Raw genomic sequence first — 23,641 nt, 5'->3', positions numbered from 1 at the left:
GGGGGCGGGGGTGCGTGGAGTCAGGGGTGCGGTGCGGTGCGGCTGCCGGACCAGGCGCGCCACAGGGCCGCGTAGGGTCCGTCCGCGTCGCGCAGTTCGTCGTGGGGACCGCTCTCGACGACCCGGCCCGCCTCCAGCACGACGATCCGGTCGGCGGCGACGGCCTGGGTGAGGCGGTGGGCGACGACCAGGGCGGTGCGGCCGGACAGGGCGGCCTCGGCGGAACGTTCCAGGACGCGCGCGCCCGCGCTGCCCGCCTCGGCGGTCGCCTCGTCGAGGACCGCGAGGGCGGGGTCGGCCAGGACGAGCCGGGCGAGGGCCAGTTGCTGGGCGCGGGCCGGGTCGAGGCGGTGGCCGCCCTCGCCGACGACGGTGGCCAGTCCGTCGGGCAGGGCCTCGGCCCAGTCCAGGGCGTGCACGGCGGCCAGGGCGGTACGCAGGTCGGCGTCGGTGGCGTCGGGGCGGGCGAGCCGGAGGTCGTCGGCGAGGGTGCCGGTGAACACGTGGACTTCCTGGGTGACCAGGACGACCGGGCGTTGTCCGGTGGCCGCGGGGGCGGTGACCGTACCGGTGGTGGGCTGCTGGACGCCCGCGACGATCCGGGCGAGCGTCGATTTCCCGGCTCCGCTGGTTCCGACGAGCGCCACGTGCTCTCCGGGCTTCAGCGTGAGGGAGACCTCGTGCAGGACGGGGCGGCCGGGCCCGTAGGCGTGGCCGACCCCGTTCACGGTGACGGCGGCCGCCTCGGGTCCGGTGCGCTGCCGCGGTACGGCGACGGGCTCCGCCTGCCGGGTGAGGTCGGTGACCCCGACCAGCCGGGCGAGTCCGGCCGCCGCCGACTGGGCGTCGTCGAGCAGCACCAGGGCCGCGTTGACGGGCCCGAAGAGGCTGTGGAAGTAGAGGGCGGCGGCCGTCGCCGTACCGATCGACACCGCCCCGTCGCCCACCAGCAGGAACCCGGTGACGAGGACGGCGGCCAGCCCCGTGTACTCGGCGATGTGGAGGCGCCCGTAGAAGCCCAGCACCAGGTTGACGCTGCGCATGGTCAGTCCGACGGCCTCGCGGGAGCGTTGGGCGGTGCGTTCGGTGTGCTGTTCCGCCAGCAGGTGGCCGCGTACGGTCACGGCCCCGCCGATGGTCTCCAGGAGCTGTTGCTGCTGGGCCCCGTTGGCGACCCGCTGGTCCGCGTAGAGGGTGACGGCCCGGCGCACGTACCAGCGCGCGGTGAGCAGCTGGACGGGGACCGCGAGGAGCGCGGCGAGCAGGAACCGTACGTCCAGCAGGGCCATCGCGCCGAGAGTGAGGACGATCGCGAGGACGGAACGGGCCATCTCGGGCAGCGCGGAGCGCACGGCCTCGGCCACCCGGGCGACATCTCCGGTGACGCGGGCGGTGAGGTCTCCGGCCCCGGCGCGCTCCAGCCGGTCGGCGGGGAGGTTCAGGGCGCATTGGACGAACTGCTCGCGCAGCCGGGCCAGTACGGTCTCGCCGAGGCGCGCGATCCGGGTCAGCCCGACCGTCGTGGTGAGGCCCTGGACCGCGGCGACCACGACGAGGAGGACCACGGGGAGGGTCAGGTCGGCGGCGGGGCGGCCGTCGGCGACGACGTCGACGATCCGGCCCAGCAGCGGCTGGACGAGGAGGCCGACCGCGGTGGCCGCGACCAGGACGCCGATGCCGGTCAGGGCGAGGCCCCGGTCGGGCCGGATCAGCGCGCGCAGGGCGGCCCGGGTGCGGGCGGCCGTGGCGACGGGGAGCAGTTCCCTGCCGTCGCCACCCTCGCCTATGCCCGAATTCTCCGCTTTCGTGGTCATGTGAGCACCGCCGTGCGGTAGACGGGATGGTCGCGTACGAGGTCCTCGTGCGGGGCCTCGGCGGCGATCGCGCCGCCGTCGATGAGGACGACGCGGTCGGTGGCGGCCAGCAGCGCGGGGCTGCTGGTGACCAGGACGGTGGTGCGGCCGGTACGGGCGCGGCGGATGCCCGCGGCGATCCGGGCCTCGGTGGCGGCGTCGACGGCGGTCGTCGGGTCGTGGACGACCAGGACGCCGCGGTCGGCGGCGAGCGCGCGGGCCAGGGCGACGCGCTGGCGCTGGCCGCCGGAGAGTGAGCTGCCGCGTTCCCCGATCCGGCCGTCGGCGCCGCCGGACAGGGCGGAGGCGACCTCTTCGACGGCGGCGGCGTCCATCGCGGGGCGCGGGTCGGACCCGGCGGGCGCGGCGGCGGTGACGTTCTCCAGGAGGGTGCCGTCGAAGAGCTGGGCGTCGTGCTCGGCGACGAGCAGCGCGGAGCGCAGGGCGGCCGGGGCCAGTTCGGTGAGGGGTACGCCGTCGAGTTCGACGCGTCCCCGGTCCGGGTCGCAGCGACGGGCCAGGCAGCGCAGCAGGGTCGCGGCGTCGGCCGGGTCGGTGACGACGACGCCGAGGTGCTCACCGGGGCGGACGGTCAGGTCGAGGCGGTCGAGCCCGGCGTGGCCGAGGCCGCGCAGGCGCAGTTCGCCGGGGCCGGGAGCCGCCGGTTCGGCGGTGCCGCCGGTGGTCTCGCCGGGGGCGGCCAGCACGTCGGCGATCCGGGCGGCGGAGGCGCGGGCCTTGGCCAGCTCGGCGCCGACCCAGGCCAGCACGCCAATCGGGCCGGGGAGGAAGAGGGCGAGGCCGACGGCGGAGACAAGGGCGCCGAGGCCGATGGAGTCGCTGAGCACCAGGCGGCCGCCGACGAGGGCGACGAGTGCGATGAACGAGCCGGTCAGCGTGAGCATCAGGCCGGTCTGGAGGGCGGCGGCGCGGGCGGCCCGCACATTGGCCTCACGGGAGGCCTGGCTGGTGGCGCGGTAGCGGTCGACGGCGGCGTGCTCCGCCCGCAGTCCCTTGAGCACACGGACCCCGGCGACCAGGTCGGCGGCGACCCCGGAGGCGTGGGCGGCGCGTTCCTGTTCGGCTTCGCTGCGGTGCTCCAGGGGGCGGGCCAGGAAGTGGCCGAGCGCCATGAGGGCCGGGGCGCCGATCAGGACGAGGAGCCCGAGGGGCAGGGAGGCGCGGAGCAGGAGCACCGCGCCCGCTACGACGCCGACGACGGCGGCGATGCCGAGGGTCAGGGCCATGTTGACGGCCCCCACCCGGCGGGCGTCCTCGGTGGCCACGTTCACCAGGGCGCCGGGCGGCCGTCCGGCCTCCGCTCCGCCGTGCGGAGCGAGGACCCTGCGTACGACATCCAGGCGCAGGTGGTGCGCGGCCTGTTCGGCGGCGCGCTCACCGGCCCGGGCGCCGAAGCGGAAGCCGTAGGAGAGCATGGCGTAGACGACGGCGAGGACCACCAGCCAGAGGGCCAGCGCTCCCCCGTCGGGGCGGACGACGGCACGGTCGACGATCATCCCGATGAGGACGGGGACGAGGGCCTCGCCGATCTGGTGACCCGCGCCGAGCACCGATCCGACGACGACATCGCGACGCTGCCGTGCGACGGCGCGGCGGATGACACCGCGCCCGGCCGTATCAGCCCCCACTCACCTGCTCCTCAGCGTGTCGCGAACAGCGGAGGGGCGCCTTTCGGCCACCCACCTCCAGACAAACGAAGGTAAGGCTAACCTGAATTCGATGCAGCCGGGAACCCTGGCCTCCGCGGGTCGGAATCCCCGATCCGGCGCTCCGGCCCCACGCGGAGCCGGCGGCCCTTGCGGGCGTCCGCGCAGACGACGTCGCGGCCCGTGACCACGAGACGGCTGCCGCTTCGCCGGACGGTACGGAGCGGCGGCGCGTAGTGCCTGAGCGCTGCTCGGCGGCGGTCAGGCCCCGGCGAACGGGCCGTCGGACAGCGGATCGCGGGTCAGCGAGTCGTCGCTGAACGGCGTCGCCTGGTGGAAGTAGAGCCGCCAGCCCTCCGGTGCCAGCCTCCACAGGGAACTGCGGTGCGAGCGGAGCCCCTTGGACTCCGTGTCGAAGGTCAGGTGCACCAGGTCGGGGCAGAGCTGCGCCCCCCGCATCCGGGACGCGGTCAGCGGGCCGGGGAGCGGGGCGTCCTCCGCGGTCAGCGACGCGATGATCGTCTCCCGGTTCCAGAGCCTGCCGCTGCTGCCGATCTCCTGGAACTCGGGGTGCAGCAGCTCGGCGAGGAGACCGGCGCAGGCCCGCACCGCCGGGTCCAGCAGGCGGAGCTCGCCTTCGATGGCTGCGGCCACGGCGGGCGACGGCTCAGACACGGGTCATCTCCACGAGTTTGGCCACGGTGTTCCAGTTACGGGTGGTGGCGGTGAGGCCCTTGGTGTGGCGGGGGCGCCCCAGGGCGTCGGCCAGCTTGGAGCGGCCGAGCCCGTCGGGGGCGTACAGATACAGACAGCGGTCGCCGAGCCGGAACTCCTCCGGCAGGAAGGCGGGGGCGTCGAGGTCCGCGAAGCGGTCGGCGTCCACGGGCCGGTCGAAGTAGGTGACGTGGAGCTGCTTGCCCGCCAGTTCGGCGGCGGGGAAGGGGCAGGCGTCGGCGACGGCCGCGAGATAGCCGCTGTCGCGGACGAGGCAGTCGACAGCGAACCCGAACCGCTGGTGCAGGGCCTTTCGCAGGTCGGCGGCGAGGGCGTTCTCGTCCTCGCGGTCACTGCGGAAGACGGCGTTGCCGCTTTGCAGATAGGTGGCGATGCCGGTGTGGCCGAGCCCGGTGAGCACGTCGCGCAGTTCGGGCATCGGGACCCTTCTGCTGCCGCTCACGTTGATCCCGCGCAGCAGTGCCGCGTACGTCGTCGTCATGGCCACCCACCCTAGAACGATCCCCGCGCACACCGCGGCCGCCGCGCCCCGTGGGGGGAGAGCGCGGCGGCCGCGGTGGCTGGAGGACGAGGGCCGCTGGTCGCCGTCCGTGTACGAGGCGACGGCGATCGCTTCGGGGGCCCGGGCGGGCGAGCTCCGGCTCGCGTCGCCGGACTCGTTGCAACAGTCCAACGACTCCGCTCAGCAGGACAGTTCGGCCCAGCTCTTCGTGTTGACCTCGGCCTTGGCCTCGGCTTCGGCTTCGGCTTCGGCATCGATCTCGGCCTCGATGAGGTCGGCGGCGCGCGGTGTGCCGCCCTCCCTCACCATCTGCTCGCGCAGCCGCGCGCACCGGGCGGCCACCTCGGGGTCGTCCACCAGGGCGAGCACCGCCTCGGCGAGGCTCGTGGCGTCGGCGTCCTCCATCGGGAGGTGCCGGGCCACGCCGAGCGACTGGAGCATGTCGGCGTTGCCGAACTGGTCGACGGCCTGCGGGACCGCGACCATCGGGGTACCGGTGGCGAGCCCTTCCTGACTGCCGCCCGCCCCGGCGTGGGTGATGAAGGCGTCCGCCTGCCGCAGCACGGACAGCTGCGGCACCCACTGACGCACCTCGACATTGCCGGGCACGTCGCCGAGTTCCGCCGGGTCGACGTGTGCGCCGATCTGGAGCACCACATGCCAGCCGGGCCGGTCGCCGAAGGCCGTGACGCACTCCCGGTAGAAGGCGGGCTGCTTGGTGAACGAGGAGCCCAGCGAGACCAGCAGCACCTTCTCCGCACCGGCGGGCCGCCGCCACTCCCCCTGGTCGGCACGGTCGCCCTGGCAGGCGCCGACGAAGGTGTACATCTCGCGGTTGACCCGGTCGGCGTTCGGCTGGAGCGCCTCGGGGATCAGGACGAGGCCGCGGCGCGGGCGGGCCACGAAGTCGTCGGAGGAGACATGGCCCAGGCCGTTCTCGGCGAGCCAGCCGTCGAAGCGCGCGTAGTACGCCTTGCCGCGCTCGGTCTGCTTCAGCTCGGCGGTCATCGGCTCACCGACCTCCTTCTCGTACCCCTCCCAGGGCACGAGGTTGGGCCAGAGGGAGACGGCGGGGACGCCCCAGCGGTGGGCGAGGACGCGGGCGGGATAGGAGGTGATGTCATGCAGGACGAGATCGGGCTCGTCGCCCGCGAATGCCTCGGCCAGCTGTGGGAGGGCCTGGATCGCGTCGTTGAGGAAGGGTTCGATGTTGTCGATCAGCTCGGTGCCCCAGGCCTCGGGGTCCTCGTCGGTCGGCAGGGTCGAGGTGTAGATCACGGGCTCGGCGCCGGTGGCGGCGACCTTCTCGGCGAAGGAGGCCGGGATGGCGTAGCTGACACGGTGTCCACGGTCGACCAGTTCGCGGATGACGTCGAGGCTCGGGTTCACATGTCCGTGGGCGGCGATGGAGAACATGGCGATGTGGGCACGCGGGGATTCCGTCATGCCGGCACCGTAAACGAGACGAGACGTCTCGTGCAATCTGTTTCCGCCCCCGCTTCCCTCCCCTCCTCAGCGCTGGTAGCGCGCCAGCACCCTGTTCCCGTCGTCGACCAGCCGTTTGCGCAGTTCACCGATGCCGATCGCGCCGCTGTAGAACTCCTGGAGGGCGGGGGTGGCCACCTTGTCCTTCCATTCGGGATAGCCACGCACACTCTGGGCGGGCGCCGGACGCAGCCCCCGCGCCAGCGCGGTCCCTACGTTCCAGCCGTGCTCGGCGGTGTGCAGCGAGGGGTCGGCCAGCGCCTCGGTACCGGTCGGCAGCATCCAGTCGCCCCGGGCCAGTCGCACCATGTTCGGCGGCCGCAGGAGGAAGTCGATGAAGGCCACGGCCTCCTTCTTGTGCGGGCTGTCCTCGGCGACCGACAGCGTCTGCGGGCTCACCCCCTGGGTCGGCCCGGCCGCACCCGCCGGTGCCGGCAGAACCGTCCAGTCGAAGCCCTCGGGCGCCTGCTGGATGATCTGCTGGCGGTAGGAGAACCCGAGCGGCACCATCGCGTACTTGCCGCCGAAGAAGCCGGGCAGGGAGTCCGACCCGCCCATGCCCAAGGCGCTGCGGGCGGCGCTGCCGTCGGTGTTGACCTGGTCGTGGATGGTGCCGGGCACCACCCGGTCGCCCTCCTCGAAGCGCAGGACCGCCTTGCCGTCGTCGTCGCGGTGGAAGAGCTGCCCGCCGCCGGACAGGCCCAGGTTGAGGGTGACGGAGACCGGCTCCTTGAGCGGCCAGGCGATCCCGTACCGCCCCTTGCCCGTCAGCTCCTTGGTGACCCGCCGGAACTCCTCCCAGCTCCAGGGGTCCTCAGGGGTCGGGATGCGGACGCCGGAGGCCTTCAGCAGCTTCGTGTTGGCGATCAGGACCCTGGGCTCCTGGAGGAACGGCACGCCGTAGACGCCCTCGCCGAAGGTCGTGGTGCGCCAGGACTGTTCGGGGATCTCGGCCCTGAGACGGGCCGGGAGGAGGGGGCCCAGATCGGTGAGATAGCCGCCGTACGCGAAGTCGGCCAGGTCGTCGGATGCGTCGTGGATGATGTCGGGCGCCTCGCCGCCCTCGAAGGAGGTGAGCAGCTGGTCGTGGACGCTGTCCCAGCTGCCCTGGACGTAGTCGACCTGGACGCCGGGGTGGGCGGCGTTCCACTCCTTCACCAGCTGCTTGTTGGCGTCGACGGACTCCTTCTGCCAGGCCAGCGACTGGAACCGCAGCCGGATGGTGCCGTCCGCGTCCCGTCCGTCGTCCCGTCCGCCGGAGCAGCCGGTGAGCAGGAGGGCCAGTACGGCGGTGGCCGCGGCGGCCCGCCGGGTCAGGGCAGCGCGCATCAGCCCCTCACCGCCCCGGCCGTCATGCCGCCGGTGATCCGGCGCTGGATGAAGGCGAAGAGGACCAGGGAGGGCAGTGTGGCGAGGAACGCGGCGGCCGCGAGCGGCCCGAGGTCGGCCACGCCCTCCGCGCCGAGGAAGTGGGTGAGGACGACCGGCAAGGTCTGCTTCTCCGGGGTCTTGAGCAGGACGAGCGCGAAGAAGAACTCGTTCCATGCGGTGATGAACGCGAACAGGGCGGTGGCGACGATCCCCGGCGCGAGCAGCGGGGTGACGACCGAGACGAGGGTGCGCACCCGGCCCGCGCCGTCGACGGCGGCGGCCTCCTCCAGCTCGGCGGGCACTGCGCGCACATACCCGGCGAGCATCCACAGGGCGAAGGGCAGCGACCAGACGACATAGACCAGGATCAGCCCCCACAGGGTGTTGATCAGATGCAGGTCCTTCAGCACCAGGAAGAGCGGAATGATCACCAGGACGAACGGGAACGCCTGGCTGACCACGACCCAGCCGGTCGCGGCGGTGGCGAGCCGACCCCGGTGGCGGGCCATCACATAGGCCATCGGGGTGGCGATGACGACGGTGATCAGAGCGGCGGAGACGGCCGCGATCAGCGAATTGGCCGCCGCCTGGAGCAGCGGCTGCTCGTCGAAGGCCTGGCGGAAGTTGTCCAGGGTGGGCTGCTCGGGAATCCAGGTCGGATGCAGCGAGCCCAGTTCGCGGGCGGGTTTGAAGGCGGTGGAGAGCAGCCAGAGGAACGGGAGGGCGAGGAAGGCCAGATAGGCCAGGAGCGCGAGGTACTGGCCGGCGCGCGCAGCGCTGCTGGTGCGCAGCCCGGCCGGCTCCCGCCCTGCGGACCCTCGCCTCACCACTCCTCGTCTCATCGTTTCTCGTCTCATCGTTTCTCGTCTCCTCCGTTGATCCGGCCGACGAGGAAGAAGGCCAGGAGCACGGAGACCACCGCGACCATCACACAGCCCATAGCGGCGGCGTAGCCGAACTGTCCGTAGCGGAAAGCCTCTTCGTACGCGAAAAGCATCGGCAGCCGGGTCCGGCCGCCGGGCCCGCCGCTGGTCAGCACATAGACCAGGGCGAAGGAGTTGAAGTTCCAGATCAGATTGAGGGCGGAGATGGCGAGGGCGATGGGCTTGATCGCGGGCCAGGTGACCGTACGGAACCGGCGCCAGGCGCCCGCTCCGTCCAGGGCCGCCGCCTCGTGGAGTTCGTGCGGGGTGTTCTGGAGCCCGGCGAGCAGGGCCACGGTGGTCTGCGGCATGCCCGCCCAGATGCCGACGAGGATCACGGCGGGCAGGGCGGTGGCGAGGCCGGTCAGCCAGTCCCGGCCGTCGCCGAGGCCGAGGTCGCGGATGGTCTCGTTGAGGATGCCCGCGTCCGGGTTGTAGACGAGCCTCCACATGATGCCGACGACGACCTCGGGCATCGCCCAGGGGATGATCGCCAGCGCCCTGGCCAGCCAGCGCATCCGCAGGTTCTGGTTGAGCAGCAGGGCGAGGCCGAGCGCCAGGAGGAACTGCGGGACGGTGACGCCGACCGCCCAGAGCAGGCCGATCCGGAACGAGTCCCAGAACAGGGTGTCGTGCAGCAGGTCCTGGAAGTTCAGGGTTCCGATCCACTGGGTGGAGCGGGTGCGACCGGACTGGGCGTCGGTGAAGGCGAGCCCGATGCCGTAGAGGAGCGGCCCCACGCTGAGGATCAGGATGGGGAGGAGAGCGGGCAGCACCAGGAACCAGGCGGCGCGGTCGCCGAACACCCTCCGGCCCGGGGTTCCCGGCCGCCCGGGCCGCTTCGCCGCGGTCACCGATGTCACGAAGGAGACCTCTCTGTCTCTTATGCCACTGATGCACCTGATGCACCCGAGGCGGACGTCGTTCCCTTCCGGCCGACCGTGAGCCTTCGTCATCGTGCTGACGGCCCGTAGGTTCGTCAAGGGTGGCCCCCGGGATGCGAAAATCGCACCCATGGACGAGAAGCGTGCGCGTGAGGTGCTGACGGCTGCCGGGCTCCCCGGCACGGCGGAGCTGCTCTCGCTGGGCGAGAACGCGGTGTTCGCCGACGGGGACCTGGTGATCAAGGTCGGGCGGGACGCCACCGGCCACCCCGAGCTGCGCGAGCGGGCCGAGCGGGAGGTGGCCCTCGCCGACTGGCTGGCCGCGTCCGGCGTCCCGGCCGTCCGCGCGGCCGAGCACCGGCCCCGGACGGCCGACGGCCACCCGGTGACGCTGTGGCACCGGCTCCCCGACCCCGTACGCCCCACCGAGCCACGCGACCTCGCACCGCTGCTGGCCCTGGTGCACGCGCTGCCCGCCCCGGCGGACTTCACCCTGCCGCGCCGCGAGCTGCTGGGAGGTGTGGAGCGGTGGCTGACCCTGGCGGGCGACGCGATCGACCCGGCCGACGCCGACTACCTCCGCGAGCGCCGCGACGGCTTCGCGGCCGCGGCCGCCGCCCTGGTCCCCCATCTGCCGCCGGGCCCGATCCACGGCGACGCGCTCCCGCGCAACGTCCACGTCGGCCCCGACGGCCCGGTCCTGGTCGACCTGGAGACGTTCTCCGCCGACCTGCGAGAACACGATCTGGTGGTCCTGGCCCTGTCCCGCGACCGCTACGCCCTCGACCCCGCGGCCTACGACGCCTTCACCTCCGCGTACGGCTGGGACGTACGGGAGTGGGACGGCTGCGCGGTCCTGCGGGGCGCCCGCGAGACGGCCAGTTGCGCCTGGGTCGCCCAGCACGCCCCGGCCAACCCGAAGGCACTGGCGGAATTCCGCCGCCGCGTGGCCTCGCTGCGGGACGGCGATCCGGAAGTGCGGTGGTATCCCTTCTAGGCCCGTGCACGCCGGCTCACCCCGGAGGGTCCGCGACGGCTGGGGCGTACGAGGAGCGTGGGCCCCTCAGTGCGCTTCCGGCCAGTTCATGTCCTGCCATCCCCCGAATGGAGCCCGTACGACACGACGGGCGCCGGCTCACCGCCCGCGCGGGATCACCGGCCAGGACGGCTCGACCACGGCCGCCGGGTCGGCGGTGCGGCGCAGATAGGCCTGGAGGGAGGCCGACTGCTCGGCGGCCGCCCGGATCTGGAGGGCGTGCAGCTCGCCGGGGGGCAGGGTGCCGACGGGGCGGTGCCGCTCGCCCATCCGGCGCACCACGCGCACGGCGGCCACCGCGTCCGCCGTCGCGTCGTGGGCCCCGTCGAGCGTCACCCCGTAGTGGTCGCAGAGCGCCTGGAGGGCGCGCTTGCCCTTGCGGTACTTGTCGACGTGCTTGTCGATGACCAGCGGATCGATGACGGGCGATGGCGCCCCGCCCACCCGGTCCTCGACCGACGGCAGTCCGTACCTGCGGCATTCGCGGTCCAGGAGCGAGAGGTCGTAGCGGGCGTTCATCACCACCAGCGGGACGTCCGAACGCAGCACCTCGGATACCGCCCGGGCGATCTCCTCGACAGCCGAGGCCGCCCGGGCGCCGTGCCTGCGGGCGTGGTCCGTGCCGATCCCGTGGATCGCGGAGGCCTGCTCCGGTATCGCCACCCCCGGATCGAGCAGCCAGGTCCGCTGCTCGGCGACCGCGCCGTCCGGCTCCAGCCGGACGAGTGCGGCGGTGACGATCCGGTCGGTCTCGACGTCGGTCCCCGTCGTCTCCAGGTCGAAGCCGACCAGTGTTCCCCGGTGCCAGCTCATCCGGATACCTCCTTCGTGGTGCGCTCCCCCGACTGATGACCACCCTGCCACGGGCCACTGACAGCGCCCTGCGGCACCCCCTCGGACCACGGCCCGTCAGGAGACCGGGCGCGAATCCGTCCAGACCGACTCGAACTCCTCGCGGTAGATCTCGAAGAGGCCGTGCTCGCTGTCCTGCCCGGCTCGCACCACCGTGCGCCGCCCGCCGCCGCGCAGCACCAGGACGGGGGCCTCCATGCCCCGGGCGCGGCGCAGATAGGGCTGGACGACGCCCACGGCGTCCGGGCCGTCGCCGTCCACCAGGTACGCGGTGAAGCGCGGGGTCTCGTCGAAGACCTGGATCTCGAAGGCGCCGGGGTCGCGGAGCTTGGAGCGGACGCGGCGCATATGGAGGATGTTCATCTCCACCGAGCGGCTCAGCTCGCCCTTCTTGAGGCCCAGTTCCCGCTCCCGGCGGCGGACCGCGCTGCTGGCCGGGTTGATGAACAGCAGCCGGACCCGGCAGCCCGACTCGGCGAGCCGGACCAGGCGGCGGCCGGAGAAGTTCTGCACGAGCAGGTTGAGGCCTATCCCGATGGCGTCGAGTCGGCGCGCTCCGCCGAACAGGTCCTCGGCGGGCAGCTGGCGCTGGAGCCTGACCCGGTCCGGATGGACGGAGACCACGTCCGCGTACCGGTCGCCGACCAGCTCCTCCACGGCGTCCACCGGCAGCCGGTCGGCGGAGGGGACTCCGGCCCCGCTGCCGAGGATGTCCAGGAGGCGGGCGGAGGCGCGTTCGGCCTGGGCGAGGACCGCCTCGTTCAGGGCGCGGTTGCGGGAGACGACGTTGCGCGCGACCTCCAGCTCGTCGAGGGCCAGCTCGACATCGCGCCGGTCATCGAAGTACGGCTCGAAGCACGGCCAGTGCTGGACCATCAGCTCGCGCAGCTGGGGCAGCGTCAGGAAGCTGAGGACGTTGTCGTCGGCCGGGTCCAGCAGATAGCCCTTGCGGCGCGAGACCTCGCGTACGGCGACGGCGCGCTGCACCCACTCCTGTCCGGCGGGTCCGGCCGCGGCCACCACCCACTCCTCGCCGTGCACCGGCTCGTAGATCGGCCGGAGCACGGCGGCGACCACCGCCCGCAGACGCTGTTCGACCAGATTCAGCCAGATGTAGGCGCGCCCCGCCCGCTGGGCGCGCGTGCGCACCTCGCCCCAGGCCTCCGCTCCCCAGTCCAGCTCGGCGCCTATCTCCAGGGGCTGCGCAAGGGACACCGCCCCGGGCGGGGCATCGGTCGATTCCCCCTCGTGACCTGCGTCACCTGGGGGCAGCTCGAACCCTCCCGAGCTCACCCGCGTACCGCCTTCCACTCCCCCACCCAACGATCAAGGAAGGGTACTCCGGGAGCGTGATCCGATGCAGCCCGATGCGCAGGCGACTTTCTCAACTCCCCTGCGGGCGCGGCCAATTCCTTGCGGCGAGATCGGGTGGAGTGAGCGGATTCATAGTGATTGGGCACCCTGTTCCGGGCCGGGAACCGGACGCCGGGCGCGCCACTGTGTCCGTAAGCGCGTCCGGGGCGGCACCGGAGTGTCCGAAGTTGACCGGTGCGGCGGGGCCGGGCGACGGGACTCGGCCGCACCGGGCGACGTCCTAGGTGAGCGCACCGTTTTCGGGGAGTATTCGGGGAGCATTCGGTGAGTATCGGGCCGAGGAAAGCCACCACACCCGGATCAGAAGTGGAAGAGTCTTCATCATGCAGGTCTGGCCGGGACACGCGTATCCCCTCGGCGCCACGTACGACGGCGCCGGTACCAACTTTGCGGTCTTCTCGGAGGCCGCCCACCGGATCGAGTTGTGCCTGTTGCACGACGACGGTTCGGAGACGGCGGTGGAGCTCCGCGAGACGGACGCCTTCGTGCGCCACGCCTATCTGCCCGGGATGATGCCGGGTCAGCGGTACGGCTTCAGGGTGCACGGACCCTACGAGCCCCAGCGCGGGCAGCGGTGCAACTCCGCGAAGCTGCTGCTCGATCCGTACGCCCGCGCGGTGGCCGGAAAGATCGAGTGGGGCGAGGAGGTGTACGGCTATCCGTTCGGCAGGCCCGACGCCCGCAACGACCTCGACTCGGCGCCGCACACCATGAGCTCCGTGGTGGTCAACCCGTACTTCGACTGGGGCGACGACCGCCGCCCCCGGACGGACTACCACCGCACCGTCATCTACGAGGCCCACGTGAAGGGCCTGACCATGCTCCATCCGGGGCTGCCGCCCGAGCTGCGTGGTACATACGCGGGCCTGGCCCACCCCGAGGTGATCGCCCACCTCACCGAACTGGGCGTCACCGCGATCGAACTGATGCCCGTTCACCAGTTCGTCCAGGACCACCGGCTGGCGGACATGGGGCTCGCCAACTACTGGGGCTACAACACCATCGGCTTCTTCGCCCCGCACAACACCTACGCCTCCTGGGGCGAGCGCGGCGAACAGGTGCTGGAGTTCAAGCAGGCGGTGAAGGCCCTGCACCAGGCGGGCATCGAGGTCATCCTCGACGTCGTCTACAACCACACGGCCGAGGGCAATCACCTCGGGCCGACGCTCTCCTTCCGGGGCCTCGACAACGCCTCCTACTACCGTCTGACCGACGATCAGCGGTACTACATGGACACCACGGGCACCGGGAACTCCCTGCTCATGCGGTCCCCGCACGTCCTTCAGATGATCATGGACTCGCTGCGGTACTGGGTGACCGAGATGCATGTGGACGGCTTCCGCTTCGACCTGGCGGCCACGCTCGCCCGCCAGTTCCACGAGGTCGACCGGCTCTCCTCGTTCTTCGACCTGGTCCAGCAGGACCCGGTGGTCAGCCAGGTCAAGCTGATCGCCGAGCCTTGGGACGTGGGCGAGGGCGGCTACCAGGTGGGCAACTTCCCGCCGCTGTGGACCGAGTGGAACGGCAAGTACCGCGACACGGTCCGCGATCTGTGGCGGGGTGAGCCGCGCACCCTGGCGGAGTTCGCCGGACGGCTGACAGGATCGTCCGACCTCTACCAGGACGACGGGCGCCGCCCGCTGGCCTCGATCAACTTCACCACCTGCCACGACGGTTTCACCCTCAACGACCTCGTCTCGTACAACGAGAAGCGCAACGACGCCAACGGGGAGGACAACCGGGACGGCGAGAGCCACAACCGGTCCTGGAACTGCGGCGCCGAGGGTGAGACGGACGATCCGGAGATCCTGGCGCTGCGGGGGCGGCAGATGCGGAACTTCATCGCCACGCTGATGCTGTCGCAGGGCGTGCCGATGCTGAGCCACGGCGACGAGTTCGCCCGTACGCAGCAGGGCAACAACAACGCCTACTGCCAGGACAACGAGCTGTCCTGGATCGACTGGCCCGACCCGACGGACCCCGAGGACGACCCCCGCCGCGCCCTCCTGGAGTTCACCCGGACCATGGTGTGGCTGCGCCGCGACCACCCGGTGTTCCGGCGTCGCCGCTTCTTCCACGGGCGGCCGGTGGAGGGCACCCACGACGAGCTGTCCGACATCGCCTGGTTCACTCCCGAGGGCGAGGAGATGACGCAGCAGGACTGGCAGGCGGCCCACGCCAAGGCGATGACCGTGTTCCTGAACGGCCATGCGATCTCCGAGCCGGGGCCGCGCGGTGAGCGGATCTCCGACGACTCGTTCCTGCTGATGTTCAACGCGAGCGCCGAGACTCTGGAGTTCGCCGTCCCGGTCGACCACGGGGAGCAGTGGCAGGTCGTCGTCGACACCGCGCGGCCGGAGGGGGTGCCTCCGGGGACGGGGCCGAAGGTGGCCGAGGGCGAGCGGGTCACGCTGATCGGACGCAGCCTGACGGTGCTCAAACGCCCGGCCTGAGCGGCGGCGAGGAGGAACGGCGGGGGTGAGCGTCCCGCCCGGGGTGACACAGACCGCCCCGGGCGGGGTACGTAGGAGTCCATGACGCCCTCCGCCACGTACCGGCTTCAGCTCCAGCCCGACTTCCCGTTCGCCGCAGCCGAGAAGGCCGTGCCGTACCTCGCCGCGCTCGGCGTCTCGCATCTGCACCTGTCACCCGTCCTGGAGGCGGTCCCCGGCTCCCGGCACGGTTACGACGTGGTCGACCACAGCCGGGTCCGGGCGGAGCTGGGCGGTGAGGACGGACTGCGGTCGCTCGCCTCGGCGGCCCGGGAGCACGGGCTCGGCCTGGTCCTGGACATCGTGCCCAACCACATGGCGGCCGCGCCCCGGCACAACCGTCAGCTGTGGGAGGTGCTGCGCGAGGGCCCGTCGTCCCCGTACGCCCGCTGGTTCGACATCGACTGGGCGGCGGGCGGCGGCAAGGTGCTGCTGCCGGTGCTCGCGGGCCCGCTCGGCCAGGAGCTGGACGCCCTGGCGGTGGACGGCGATGTGCTGCGCTACAAGGACCTGGAGTTCCCGCTGCGGGCGGGCACGGCCGAGCTTCCGCTGCCGAGGCTGCTGGACGCCCAGCACTACCGGCTCGGATGGTGGCGGCTGGCGCGCACCGAGCTGAACTACCGCCGCTTCTTCACCGTCTCCGAGCTGATCGGGGTCCGCGTCGAGCACCCCGAGGTCTTCGACGCCACCCACGGCAAGATCCTCGAACTGCTGAGCGACGGGGTGCTGGACGGACTGCGGATCGATCACCCGGACGGCCTCGCCGCCCCCGCCGCCTATCTGGAGCGTCTGAACGAGGCGACCGGCGGCCGCTGGACGGTGGTGGAGAAGATCCTGACCGGCGATGAGAGCCTGCCCGTGGAGTGGGCGGTGGCGGGCACGACCGGTTACGACGCGCTGCACCGGATCGACGGGCTGTTCACCGATCCGTCCGGCGCGGCGGAGCTGCTCGGCCACTACCGGGAGTTCGCGGGCCCGCCCGGCGACCGGGGCGGCTACTGGAAGGCGACGGTGCGACGGGCCGCGTACCGGGTGGCGACCCACGAACTGGCCGCCGAGACGGCCTGGCTGACCCGGCTGGCGGCCGGGATCTGCGGCCGCGACCCCGCGCTGCGCGATCACGCGCCCTGGGCGCTGCGGACGGCGGTGCGGGAACTGCTGGTACGGATTCCGGTCTACCGCCCGTATGTCACGGCGGGCGAGCCGCCGACCCGGATCGCGGAGGCGACCCTGACCGACGAGGCGGTTCGGGAAGCGAAGTCGGTGTTCTCCGTGCCGGAGGAGGCAGCGGCCGTCGACGTCGTACGGGATCTGGCGCTCGGGCGGCTCGGGGACGGGGAGGGGCAGACGGCGTTCTGCGCCCGGTTCGCGCAGACGGCGTCCGCGCTGCACGCCAAGTCGGTGGAGGACACCGCGTTCTACCGGTACGTCCCGCTGATCTCGGCCACCGAGGTGGGCGGGGACCCGGGCCGGCCCGCCGTGTCACCGGAGGAGTTCCACGCCTTCGCCGCGCGGATCGCCCGAGACTGGCCCGCCACCGGCACGGTCCTGACCACCCACGACACCAAGCGCAGCGCGGACGTGCGGGCCAGGATCGCGGTGCTGTCCCAGTGCCCGCAGCGGTGGGCGGCGCTGATGACCGAACTGACGGCGGCCACGCCTGTCGGGGCCCCGGACCCGCAGCTGGCCTGGGCGGCCTGGCAGTCGGCGTACGGCTGCGCGGAGCTGCCCGCCGACGAGCTGGCCGGACGGCTGGAACCGGCCCTGCTGAAGGCGGTACGCGAGGCGGGCCTGTTCACCAGTTGGACGGAGCCGGACCCGGCGTACGAGCGGGCGGTGTCGGACTTCGTCGCCGCCGGGCCGGGCAGCGCGTCGGGGCCGGCCCGGCAGCTGGTCACGGAGTTCGCGGACGCCCTCGCCCCGCATGTCCGCGCCCAGGTCCTGGGGGCGGCGCTGGTGCAGCTGACGATGCCGGGGGTGCCGGACCTCTACCAGGGCACGGAGAGCGAGTACCTGGCCCTCGTCGACCCCGACAACCGGCGCCCGTTCCGGCGGCCCGAGGCCCCGGACGAGAAGCAGGCGCTGACGGCGGCCGCGCTGGGGCTGCGGCGGGAGCTGCCCGAGGCGTTCGGGGAGTCGGGGACGTACGCGCCGCTGGAGACCCGGGGCCCGGCGGCGCCCCACGCGGTGGCGTTCTGCCGGTCGGGCGAGGTGGTCACGGCGGTGACCCGGCTGTCGCTGCGGCTGGCGGAGGAGGGCGGCTGGCGCGACACGGTGGTGGACCTGCCGTGCCCGGGGCCCTGGCGGGATGTGCTGTCGGCCTCGCCGGGCCGGGAGTTCGCGGGCGGCACGGTGGCGGCGCGCGAGCTGTTCGCGGAGCGGCCGGTGGCGCTGCTGCGGCGGGTGGGGCGGGATGCGTAGGGGCTCGCGCCTGCGGTGGGTGGGGCGGGGCGTGCGGGGACTCACGACTCCGGGGGCGGGCGGGGCACGCGAACGCCCACCCCGGCGCGGCGCGGGGCGGGGCACGTACGGGCGGGCCCTCCCCCGCTCCGCGCGGGCTGCGGCGGTCAGGACGCCCGTACCAGCAGGGTGCGCGGGCCTCGGGTGAGGAAGCCGCCTGCCACCGGTCGGAAGCCGTCGGCCCAGCGGATGCCGGGCATCGCCGTGAGCAGGGCCCGCAGTCCTTGTTCGGCCTCCAGTCGGCCGAGCAGGGCGGCGGGGCAGCCCGCAGGGCCGGCGATCAGCGCGTCCGCGTCGGCGCGCAGCGGATCGAACCGGTCGGGCGCGCCGAACCGGGCCGGGTCGCGCCCCGCCGCGCCCACGAGGCAGGCGACGGGTGCCCCGGCGGGCAGCGTGCCGCCGCTCACCGCCACCTCGGCGCGGGTGCGGCGCAGCACTATCTGGACGGGCGGGTCACGGCGCAGGGTCTCGGCCCAGGCGCGCCCCAGGAGCGCCCCGGCCCCCGGACCGCTCCGTGCGGCGGCCAGCAGGTCGGGGGCGTCCAGCATGTTCGCGAGGAACGAGGCGAGGGCCTTCTCGCGGAGCGCGGTGGGTCCGGCGCAGCCACCCGCCCCGCGGCGGGGCGGTGCGTTCACATCCGGGTAGGAGAGCCCGGCCGCCCCGGCGGGGAGCCACCGGCAGAACTCGCCGACCAGGTCCGCCCCGCCGCGCCCGGCTATGCGGCGGGCCAGGACGTAGGCGGTGCGCTCGACGAAGGAGACGGTGCCCGGGCCCGGTACCCCGCCGCCGGGCAGCGGGGTGCAGACCACGCTGCCCCGGCAGAGCCCGAGCGGCATGGGGGCCCGGCCGCGCGGGGACCCGTCGTGCGGGTAGCCCGTGAACCGGCGGTCGGTGAGGGCCAGGGCCACATCCGCGTACCGGCTCAGCAGCCAGGCGCCGAGGCCCGGGTCGTAGCCCAGCGGGTAGTCGGTGCGCAGCACCCGGTAGAGGCGCAGCCGGTACGGGTCCGTAGCGGCCCCCGGTGCCAGCAGGCCCGGATGGCCGCCCGCGAGCCGGTGCCGGCGGCGGGCGGCGGGCAGGGCTTCGGGGCGTTCGGCCGGCATCCCGCGCCCCCTGGAATCGGTGCGCCGACGGCCGGCGCGCGTCCTCTCAGCGGACCACCGGCGACGGCGCACCGCAGTCGGCGTACGGCCGTTCGGGTGAGGGGGTGTCGGGGCGGCCGGGCGCGGTGGGGCGATCGGTGTCGAGTACGCCTCGCTCCACCGGTCGTTGGAGGCCGCCGACCGGCTGGTGCCGCTGGAGGACGCGGACGTGTCGCGGCATCTGGCCCGGGGCTGAGGAATCGGGGCGTCCAGGTGGAGACCGGTGCGCCCGGCTGCTGAGACGGAGGCGGGACACGACGTGGTGGTCAACACCGCGCCGCTGACCGCCGTCGCCAAGGGCATGGCGCGCGGCCGGGGCGGGCGGGTGAAGGTGGTGGCCGAGCGGGCGGGCCGGGTTCTGGGTCACTGCCCCGGGGCAGGAACACCCCGACGTCAGGTCGGCGGGCTGTGGGCCGGGTCGGTGAGGCGGAAGCTCATCCGGCCGAAGCTGACCTGGTCCCCGTCGCGCACCGGGATCGAGCCGACGAGCCGCTGTCCGTTGACCCAGGTGCCGTTGGTCGAGCCGAGGTCGCGCAGCACCCAGCGGCCGTTCCGCACGGTCAGTTCGGCGTGCAGCCGGGACACCGTCTCGTGGTTGAGGCGCAACCCGTTCGCCGGGTCGCGGCCGACGAGCAGCGGGTAGGGGCTCGGGGCGGGGAGCAGCAGCTTGGGGAGCCGCTCGGTCTGCCAGGCCCGGCGCAGCCTGCCGGGGAAGGCGGAGATCCCGCCGACCGCTCGGACGAGCCCCTGCGACCAGCGGCTGCCGCCGGTCTCCAGGTCGGAGGTGAGGGCCGCCAGTTCCTCGGGGCGACGGGCGACGAGGGCGAGCTCCATGCGGCGCATGAACGTGTCGTGCGACAGCTTGCCCTGTGCGGCACCCTCTCTGAGCACGCCGAGGACACGGTCGCGCTGGGCGTCCGACAGCCGAGCGGGAGACGCGTGGAACTCGAAGGAGGATGTCACGCTGTCGATTGTCGGGCCGCAGGGCCCGGGGTGTCCAGGCGAGGCCCTGTTTCCTCCCGCGCTGACCTGCGTGGCTCCTACGCGGGGCCGCTCGCCCGGTGTTCAACAGGGGCCGGGGACCTGCCCCGTTGAATCCGGTGGACAGCGGGCGCGGGCGGCGGCTACGGTCGGCACCGGAATCCGGCCCAGGTCGTGAAAGGAGGTGGGACCGTGCGAGAGCACACCACCGGCATCACCGGTATCCGCAGCTTCTCACCTCCGCGTTCCCGCCCCGTCCACCGGGCGGTGTCGGACTCCGTCTGACCGGGAGCGCGGCATTTCGTCCCCGGAGGACTCCTTCATGACCGATCTGGTCATTCGCGCGCTCACCCCGAGCGACGCCGATCTCTTCCACTCGCTTCAGGACGCCGCTCTCGTCGGCCGCGGAGCGTTCGGCCATCGTTACGCCACCGTGGCGGACGGCGGCGAGTACCGCCCCGACTGGTCCTGGGTCGCCCTGCGCGAGAACACCGTGGTCGCCAGGGCAGCCTGGTGGGGCGGGCCCGACGACACCGAGCCCGTCGTGCTCAACTGGTTCGACTTCGCGGACGGGGAGGCGGAGGCGGGCGCCGAACTCCTGCGCCGCGCCCCGTTCGACAAGGAGTACGAGCTGATCGCGCCAGCCAAGTGGCGGGACGATCCGACGGTGCGGGCCGCCGTCGAGGCACGGGTCGCCGCCGCGACGGCGGCCGGCATGAAGCCGCTGGTCGAGCGCTACCGCTATCGGTGGACCCCCGACTGCCCGCTGCCGGAGCGGACCGGGCGGCTCACCTTCCGCCCCGAGCCGAACGACGCGGTCATCCTCGATGTGCTGCGCCGCGTGCACTCGGCGACCCTGGACGCCCACGCCCGCAAGGCCATCGAGGGCCCCGGCGGTCTGGAGGCGGCGGCCCAGGAGGAGTTGGACTTCTTCCACTGGTGCCCCTCGCCCCGGGAGTGGTGGCGGCTCGCGTACACGCCGGACGGCGAGGTGGCGGGCATCCAGGTGCCCGCGCACAACCCGTCGGGGCCCTGCGTCGGCTTCATCGGGGTCGTGCCCGAGGCGCGCGGGCACGGCTACGGCTACGACCTGCTGGTGGAGTGCACGCGCTTCCTCGTCGAGCAGGGCGCCGAGTTCGTCGCGGGCGCGACGGACCGGGGCAACGTGCCGATGGCCGCCGCGTTCGCCCGCGCCGGGTACCCGATCACCCAGGAATGGGTCCATCTGGTGTGAGGGACCCGGCCTCCTGGGCCAGCCACTCCAGGCGGAGTTGCTGCTCGGCGGGGATCGTCGCGTCCTCGCCGCGCGGCCCCACGTTGAGCAGCACGTTTCCGCCGTCGGCCGCCGTGTCGCGGAGCAGGGAGGACAGCGTGGGACGGTCGATGAAGGCGTCCGGGGCTGAGTCGCGGTTGTAGCCGAAGCTGTGGTCGACGCCCCGGGTGATCTCGTACGGGCCTGAGCCGGTGTAGCGGGCGTACTCCGGGGTGCGGAAGTCGAAGACGGGCGGTGTGCGCGGGACGAACCCCTCGCCCTGTGCCACCGTCCGGCGGTCCCACCAGTTGTACAGCGCCTTCGCGCCCGGGAGGCGCAGGCCCCGCCAGTGCGGTGCGTACGGCAGCAGGCGGTCGTTCACGACGCCGTGCGGGACGGTGAAGCGGTAGAAGTCGACCAGAGAGCGGATCTCGGTGGCGGAGGCGGGCCAGGCGATGTCGTTCCAGAGGATGTCGGGGCGGTAGCGGCGGATCAGCTCCCGCAGCTGCGCGTCCGCGTAGGCGGGGTACCTTCCGCGCGGGACGGCGGAGAACATGTCGGCGGCGGTGCCGATGGGCCGGTCGTCGAAGGTCCAGTCGAGCCCTCCGGAGTAGTAGACGCCGAAGCGAAGGCCCTCGGCCCGTACGGCTTCGGCGAACTCGCCGACCACGTCCCGGGCGGTGTGCCAGCCGGTGCGGTGGGGGTTCTCCGTCTTCGAGGGCCAGAGGCAGTACCCGTCGTGGTGCTTGGCGACCAGGACCGCGTACCCCGCGCCCGCCTTCCGGAAGGAACGGGCCCAGGCGGCCGGGTCCCAGGTGGCGAGCCCGTCCTCGAAGTCGCGGCCGAAGTCCGTGTAGGGGCGGGTGCCGTAGGTGGCGCGGTGGTGGGCGGCGACCGGGGAGCCGGGGAAGCGGAGCGCGTTCTCGTACCACTCCGCGTACGAGGTCCAGCCGAGCGGCGCACGCCGGCCCGCCGCCGGGAGTTCGGCGGCGGGGACGTAGGGTGGGGCCCAGCCGGGGACGGAGGCGGGTGTCCAGTGAACGAAGATCCCCAGCCGGGCCCGGGACCACCATGAAGCGACCATGGCGGGAGTATTGATCACTCGGGGGGCATGGCGTAAGCCCCCTCGACCGCCGGGTTCCGGTTCGGCTGCTGCTCCTGGCCCTGCCTCTGTTTCCGCTTCTGTGTGCGGATCAGGTCGCGGTACCAGGCGTACGAGGCCTTCGGCGTACGGGCCAGCGTCTCGTAGTCGATGTGGACCAGGCCGAACCGCTGGGAGGCCCCCTCCGTCCACTCGACGTTGTCGGTGAGCGACCAGGTGAAGTAGCCGCGTACGTCCACCCCTGCGTCCATCGCCGCTCGCAGGGCGGTGAGGTGGCTCTCCAGATAGGCGATACGGCGGTCGTCGGCGTGCGGTTCGTCCAGGGCGCAGCCGTTCTCGGTGATGAGGAGCGGCGGGAGCCGGTCACCGTAGCGGGTGTGCAGCCGGGTGAGGATCTCGGTCAGCCCCTCGGGGACGACGGGCCAGCCGAATCCGGTCTTCTCGTACCCCTCGATCTCCCTTATGCCGAAGGGGAGTTCGGCGGGGATCGTGAAGCCGGAGAAGGTCTCCAGCGCCTCCGGGCGGGGAGCGCCGACCAGGGTGGGGTTGTAGTAGTTGACGCCGTACCAGTCGAGCGGCGTGGAGATGACCTTCAGGTCGTCGGCGACCGGTCCCGGCATCAGCGCGGCGAGGCTCTCGTCGGGGTAGCGGCCGGTGAGGATCGGCTCGGCGAACAGCCAGTTGGTGAGCGTGTCGTACAGCTCCGCGCCGAAGCGGTCCTCGTCGGTGTCCCCTGCCGTCCAGACCGGGGCGTGCGAGAGGGCGGCGCCGATGTTGTCCGCGCCCGCCGCGCGCAGGGCCCGGACGGCGAGGCCGTGGGCGAGGAGCTGGTGGTGGGCGGCGGGCAGGGCGTCGAAGAGCAGGGTGCGGCCGGGGGCGTGCTCGCCGAGCGCGTAGCCGAGCAGCGTGACCTCGGCGGGCTCGTTGATGGTGATCCACATCGGCACGCGGTCGGCGAGGCGTTCGGCGACGATCCCCGCGTACTCGGCGAAGCGGTGGGCGGTGTCCCGGTCGAGCCAGCCGCCCGCCTCCTCCAGCTGGAGCGGGGTGTCCCAGTGGTAGAGGGTCGGGGCGGGGGTGATGCCGTGGGCGCAGAGCTCGTCGACGAGCCGGTCGTAGAAGTCGAGCCCGTCGGCGTTGACGGCTCCGCTGCCGCCGGGCACCACGCGGGGCCAGCTGACGGAGAACCGGAAGGCGTCGGCCCCGAGGCCCGCGAGGAGGGCGACGTCCTCGCGGTAGCGGGCGTGGAAGCCCGTGGCCCGGGTGGTGTCGGTGCCGTCCTTGATCCGGCCCGGCAGCGCGGCGAAGGCGTCCCAGCCGGAGGGACCCTTGCCGTCCGCGTCGACCGCCCCTTCGGTCTGGAAGGCGGAGGCGGAGGCTCCCCAGAGGAAGCCCGGCGGGAACAGCGGTACGGTCATAGCGGCCTCCAGCAGCCGTACGTACGAGCAGAGCCCGTACGTATGAGCAGAACCTGTATGAGCGGGAACCTCGGCGGGCAATGATCAGGACCAGACCTTAACGGCCGGTGAC

At 73.0% G+C, this 23,641-nt stretch carries 18 protein-coding genes and 1 pseudogene; 5 read left to right on the top strand and 14 right to left on the bottom strand.

The window, feature by feature from the left end:
• Positions 1–20 precede the first annotated feature (20 nt).
• From CIB93_RS09865 to CIB93_RS09830, 8 genes are all read right to left on the bottom strand, one after another.
• Positions 21–1,814 (bottom strand): ABC transporter ATP-binding protein, encoded by a 1,794-nt coding sequence (locus tag CIB93_RS09865; RefSeq protein WP_096626182.1) that lies wholly within the window; start codon positions 1,812–1,814, stop codon positions 21–23.
• Positions 1,811–3,502 carry an ABC transporter ATP-binding protein gene (locus tag CIB93_RS09860; RefSeq protein WP_096626180.1) on the bottom strand — a complete coding sequence of 564 codons (1,692 nt, stop codon included), beginning with the start codon at positions 3,500–3,502 and terminating at the stop codon, positions 1,811–1,813. Before CIB93_RS09860 ends, CIB93_RS09865 begins: the two co-directional genes overlap by 4 nt.
• A 279-nt stretch (positions 3,503–3,781) precedes the next feature.
• Positions 3,782–4,195: a DUF4440 domain-containing protein gene (locus tag CIB93_RS09855; protein WP_096626178.1), complete on the bottom strand. Its 414-nt coding sequence runs from the start codon at positions 4,193–4,195 to the stop codon at positions 3,782–3,784.
• Complete coding sequence (locus tag CIB93_RS09850; RefSeq protein WP_096626176.1) at positions 4,188–4,736, bottom strand: DUF1697 domain-containing protein; 549 nt, start codon at positions 4,734–4,736, stop codon at positions 4,188–4,190. The genes CIB93_RS09855 and CIB93_RS09850 overlap by 8 nt, the downstream gene beginning before the upstream one ends.
• Positions 4,737–4,937: 201 nt before the next feature.
• A complete protein-coding gene (gene mgt / locus CIB93_RS09845) occupies positions 4,938–6,203 on the bottom strand; it encodes a macrolide-inactivating glycosyltransferase (protein ID WP_257002122.1) in 1,266 nt (421 codons plus the stop codon).
• Between the two features lie 66 nt (positions 6,204–6,269).
• Positions 6,270–7,571: an ABC transporter substrate-binding protein gene (locus tag CIB93_RS09840; protein WP_096626174.1), complete on the bottom strand. Its 1,302-nt coding sequence runs from the start codon at positions 7,569–7,571 to the stop codon at positions 6,270–6,272.
• A complete protein-coding gene (locus CIB93_RS09835; RefSeq protein WP_179500051.1) occupies positions 7,571–8,455 on the bottom strand; it encodes a carbohydrate ABC transporter permease in 885 nt (294 codons plus the stop codon). Before CIB93_RS09835 ends, CIB93_RS09840 begins: the two co-directional genes overlap by 1 nt.
• An 11-nt stretch (positions 8,456–8,466) precedes the next feature.
• Positions 8,467–9,399, bottom strand: a complete 933-nt coding sequence (locus CIB93_RS09830; protein ID WP_179500049.1) for a carbohydrate ABC transporter permease — start codon at positions 9,397–9,399, stop codon at positions 8,467–8,469.
• 151 nt (positions 9,400–9,550) lie between these two features.
• Here CIB93_RS09830 and CIB93_RS09825 point away from each other — a divergent pair, with 151 nt between their 5' ends.
• Positions 9,551–10,417 (top strand): phosphotransferase enzyme family protein, encoded by an 867-nt coding sequence (locus CIB93_RS09825; RefSeq protein ID WP_096626172.1) that lies wholly within the window; start codon positions 9,551–9,553, stop codon positions 10,415–10,417.
• 138 nt (positions 10,418–10,555) lie between these two features.
• On the opposite strand, the gene CIB93_RS09820 is transcribed toward CIB93_RS09825, so the two are convergent.
• The gene (locus CIB93_RS09820; protein WP_096626170.1) at positions 10,556–11,269 is read right to left on the bottom strand and encodes a 3'-5' exonuclease; all 714 of its coding nucleotides are present in this window, start codon (positions 11,267–11,269) and stop codon (positions 10,556–10,558) included.
• A gap of 96 nt (positions 11,270–11,365) precedes the next feature.
• A complete protein-coding gene (locus CIB93_RS09815; RefSeq protein ID WP_096626168.1) occupies positions 11,366–12,601 on the bottom strand; it encodes an SAV2148 family HEPN domain-containing protein in 1,236 nt (411 codons plus the stop codon).
• Between the two features lie 404 nt (positions 12,602–13,005).
• On the opposite strand from CIB93_RS09815, the gene glgX reads away from it, so the two are divergent.
• Both glgX and treY read left to right on the top strand, forming a co-directional pair.
• Positions 13,006–15,135: a glycogen debranching protein GlgX gene (glgX, locus tag CIB93_RS09810; RefSeq protein WP_096626166.1), complete on the top strand. Its 2,130-nt coding sequence runs from the start codon at positions 13,006–13,008 to the stop codon at positions 15,133–15,135.
• Positions 15,136–15,216: 81 nt separating this feature from the next.
• Complete coding sequence (gene treY, locus CIB93_RS09805) at positions 15,217–17,595, top strand: malto-oligosyltrehalose synthase (protein WP_096626164.1); 2,379 nt, start codon at positions 15,217–15,219, stop codon at positions 17,593–17,595.
• 146 nt (positions 17,596–17,741) lie between these two features.
• Here the strand turns inward: treY and CIB93_RS09800 are convergent, their stop codons facing one another.
• On the bottom strand, positions 17,742–18,737 hold the full coding sequence (locus CIB93_RS09800; protein WP_096626162.1) for a cytochrome P450: 996 nt from the start codon (positions 18,735–18,737) through the stop codon (positions 17,742–17,744).
• A 124-nt stretch (positions 18,738–18,861) separates the two neighbouring features.
• Here CIB93_RS09800 and CIB93_RS39580 point away from each other — a divergent pair.
• Positions 18,862–19,004 (top strand): annotated as a pseudogene (locus tag CIB93_RS39580) (dihydrolipoyl dehydrogenase); the annotation flags it as partial.
• Between the two features lie 165 nt (positions 19,005–19,169).
• On the opposite strand, the gene CIB93_RS09790 reads toward CIB93_RS39580, so the two are convergent.
• Complete coding sequence (locus CIB93_RS09790; RefSeq protein WP_096626160.1) at positions 19,170–19,739, bottom strand: DUF1707 and FHA domain-containing protein; 570 nt, start codon at positions 19,737–19,739, stop codon at positions 19,170–19,172.
• A 340-nt stretch (positions 19,740–20,079) separates the two neighbouring features.
• On the opposite strand from CIB93_RS09790, the gene CIB93_RS09785 reads away from it, so the two are divergent.
• On the top strand, positions 20,080–20,991 hold the full coding sequence (locus tag CIB93_RS09785; RefSeq protein WP_096626158.1) for a GNAT family N-acetyltransferase: 912 nt from the start codon (positions 20,080–20,082) through the stop codon (positions 20,989–20,991).
• Here the strand turns inward: CIB93_RS09785 and CIB93_RS09780 are convergent.
• Together CIB93_RS09780 and CIB93_RS09775 are read right to left on the bottom strand one after the other, a co-directional pair.
• Complete coding sequence (locus tag CIB93_RS09780) at positions 20,963–22,093, bottom strand: alpha-L-fucosidase (RefSeq protein ID WP_096626156.1); 1,131 nt, start codon at positions 22,091–22,093, stop codon at positions 20,963–20,965. The genes CIB93_RS09785 and CIB93_RS09780 overlap by 29 nt on opposite strands.
• 14 nt (positions 22,094–22,107) lie before the next feature.
• Positions 22,108–23,529, bottom strand: a complete 1,422-nt coding sequence (locus CIB93_RS09775; protein ID WP_096626154.1) for a GH1 family beta-glucosidase — start codon at positions 23,527–23,529, stop codon at positions 22,108–22,110.
• Between the last annotated feature and the right edge of the window lie 112 nt (positions 23,530–23,641).

This window comes from Streptomyces sp. WZ.A104 (genome assembly GCF_002382885.1).
Lineage (GTDB): Bacteria > Actinomycetota > Actinomycetes > Streptomycetales > Streptomycetaceae > Streptomyces.
Note: the sequence above shows the minus strand (reverse complement) of the source record. Positions and strands in the feature narration are given on the sequence as shown.

Excerpts from the sequence above, each read along its gene's own strand:
- CIB93_RS09800 (WP_096626162.1), bottom strand. The coding sequence starts at position 18,737 with ATGCCGGCCGAACGCCCCGAAGCCCTGCCCGCCGCCCGCCGCCGGCAC.
- CIB93_RS09850 (WP_096626176.1), bottom strand. The coding sequence starts at position 4,736 with ATGACGACGACGTACGCGGCACTGCTGCGCGGGATCAACGTGAGCGGC.
- CIB93_RS09775 (WP_096626154.1), bottom strand. The coding sequence starts at position 23,529 with ATGACCGTACCGCTGTTCCCGCCGGGCTTCCTCTGGGGAGCCTCCGCC.
- CIB93_RS09780 (WP_096626156.1), bottom strand. The coding sequence starts at position 22,093 with ATGGTCGCTTCATGGTGGTCCCGGGCCCGGCTGGGGATCTTCGTTCAC.
- CIB93_RS09865 (WP_096626182.1), bottom strand. The coding sequence starts at position 1,814 with ATGACCACGAAAGCGGAGAATTCGGGCATAGGCGAGGGTGGCGACGGC.
- CIB93_RS09835 (WP_179500051.1), bottom strand. The coding sequence starts at position 8,455 with ATGAGACGAGGAGTGGTGAGGCGAGGGTCCGCAGGGCGGGAGCCGGCC.
- CIB93_RS09785 (WP_096626158.1), top strand. The coding sequence starts at position 20,080 with ATGACCGATCTGGTCATTCGCGCGCTCACCCCGAGCGACGCCGATCTC.
- CIB93_RS09840 (WP_096626174.1), bottom strand. The coding sequence starts at position 7,571 with ATGCGCGCTGCCCTGACCCGGCGGGCCGCCGCGGCCACCGCCGTACTG.
- mgt (WP_257002122.1), bottom strand. The coding sequence starts at position 6,203 with ATGACGGAATCCCCGCGTGCCCACATCGCCATGTTCTCCATCGCCGCC.
- CIB93_RS09825 (WP_096626172.1), top strand. The coding sequence starts at position 9,551 with ATGGACGAGAAGCGTGCGCGTGAGGTGCTGACGGCTGCCGGGCTCCCC.
- glgX (WP_096626166.1), top strand. The coding sequence starts at position 13,006 with ATGCAGGTCTGGCCGGGACACGCGTATCCCCTCGGCGCCACGTACGAC.
- treY (WP_096626164.1), top strand. The coding sequence starts at position 15,217 with ATGACGCCCTCCGCCACGTACCGGCTTCAGCTCCAGCCCGACTTCCCG.
- CIB93_RS09820 (WP_096626170.1), bottom strand. The coding sequence starts at position 11,269 with ATGAGCTGGCACCGGGGAACACTGGTCGGCTTCGACCTGGAGACGACG.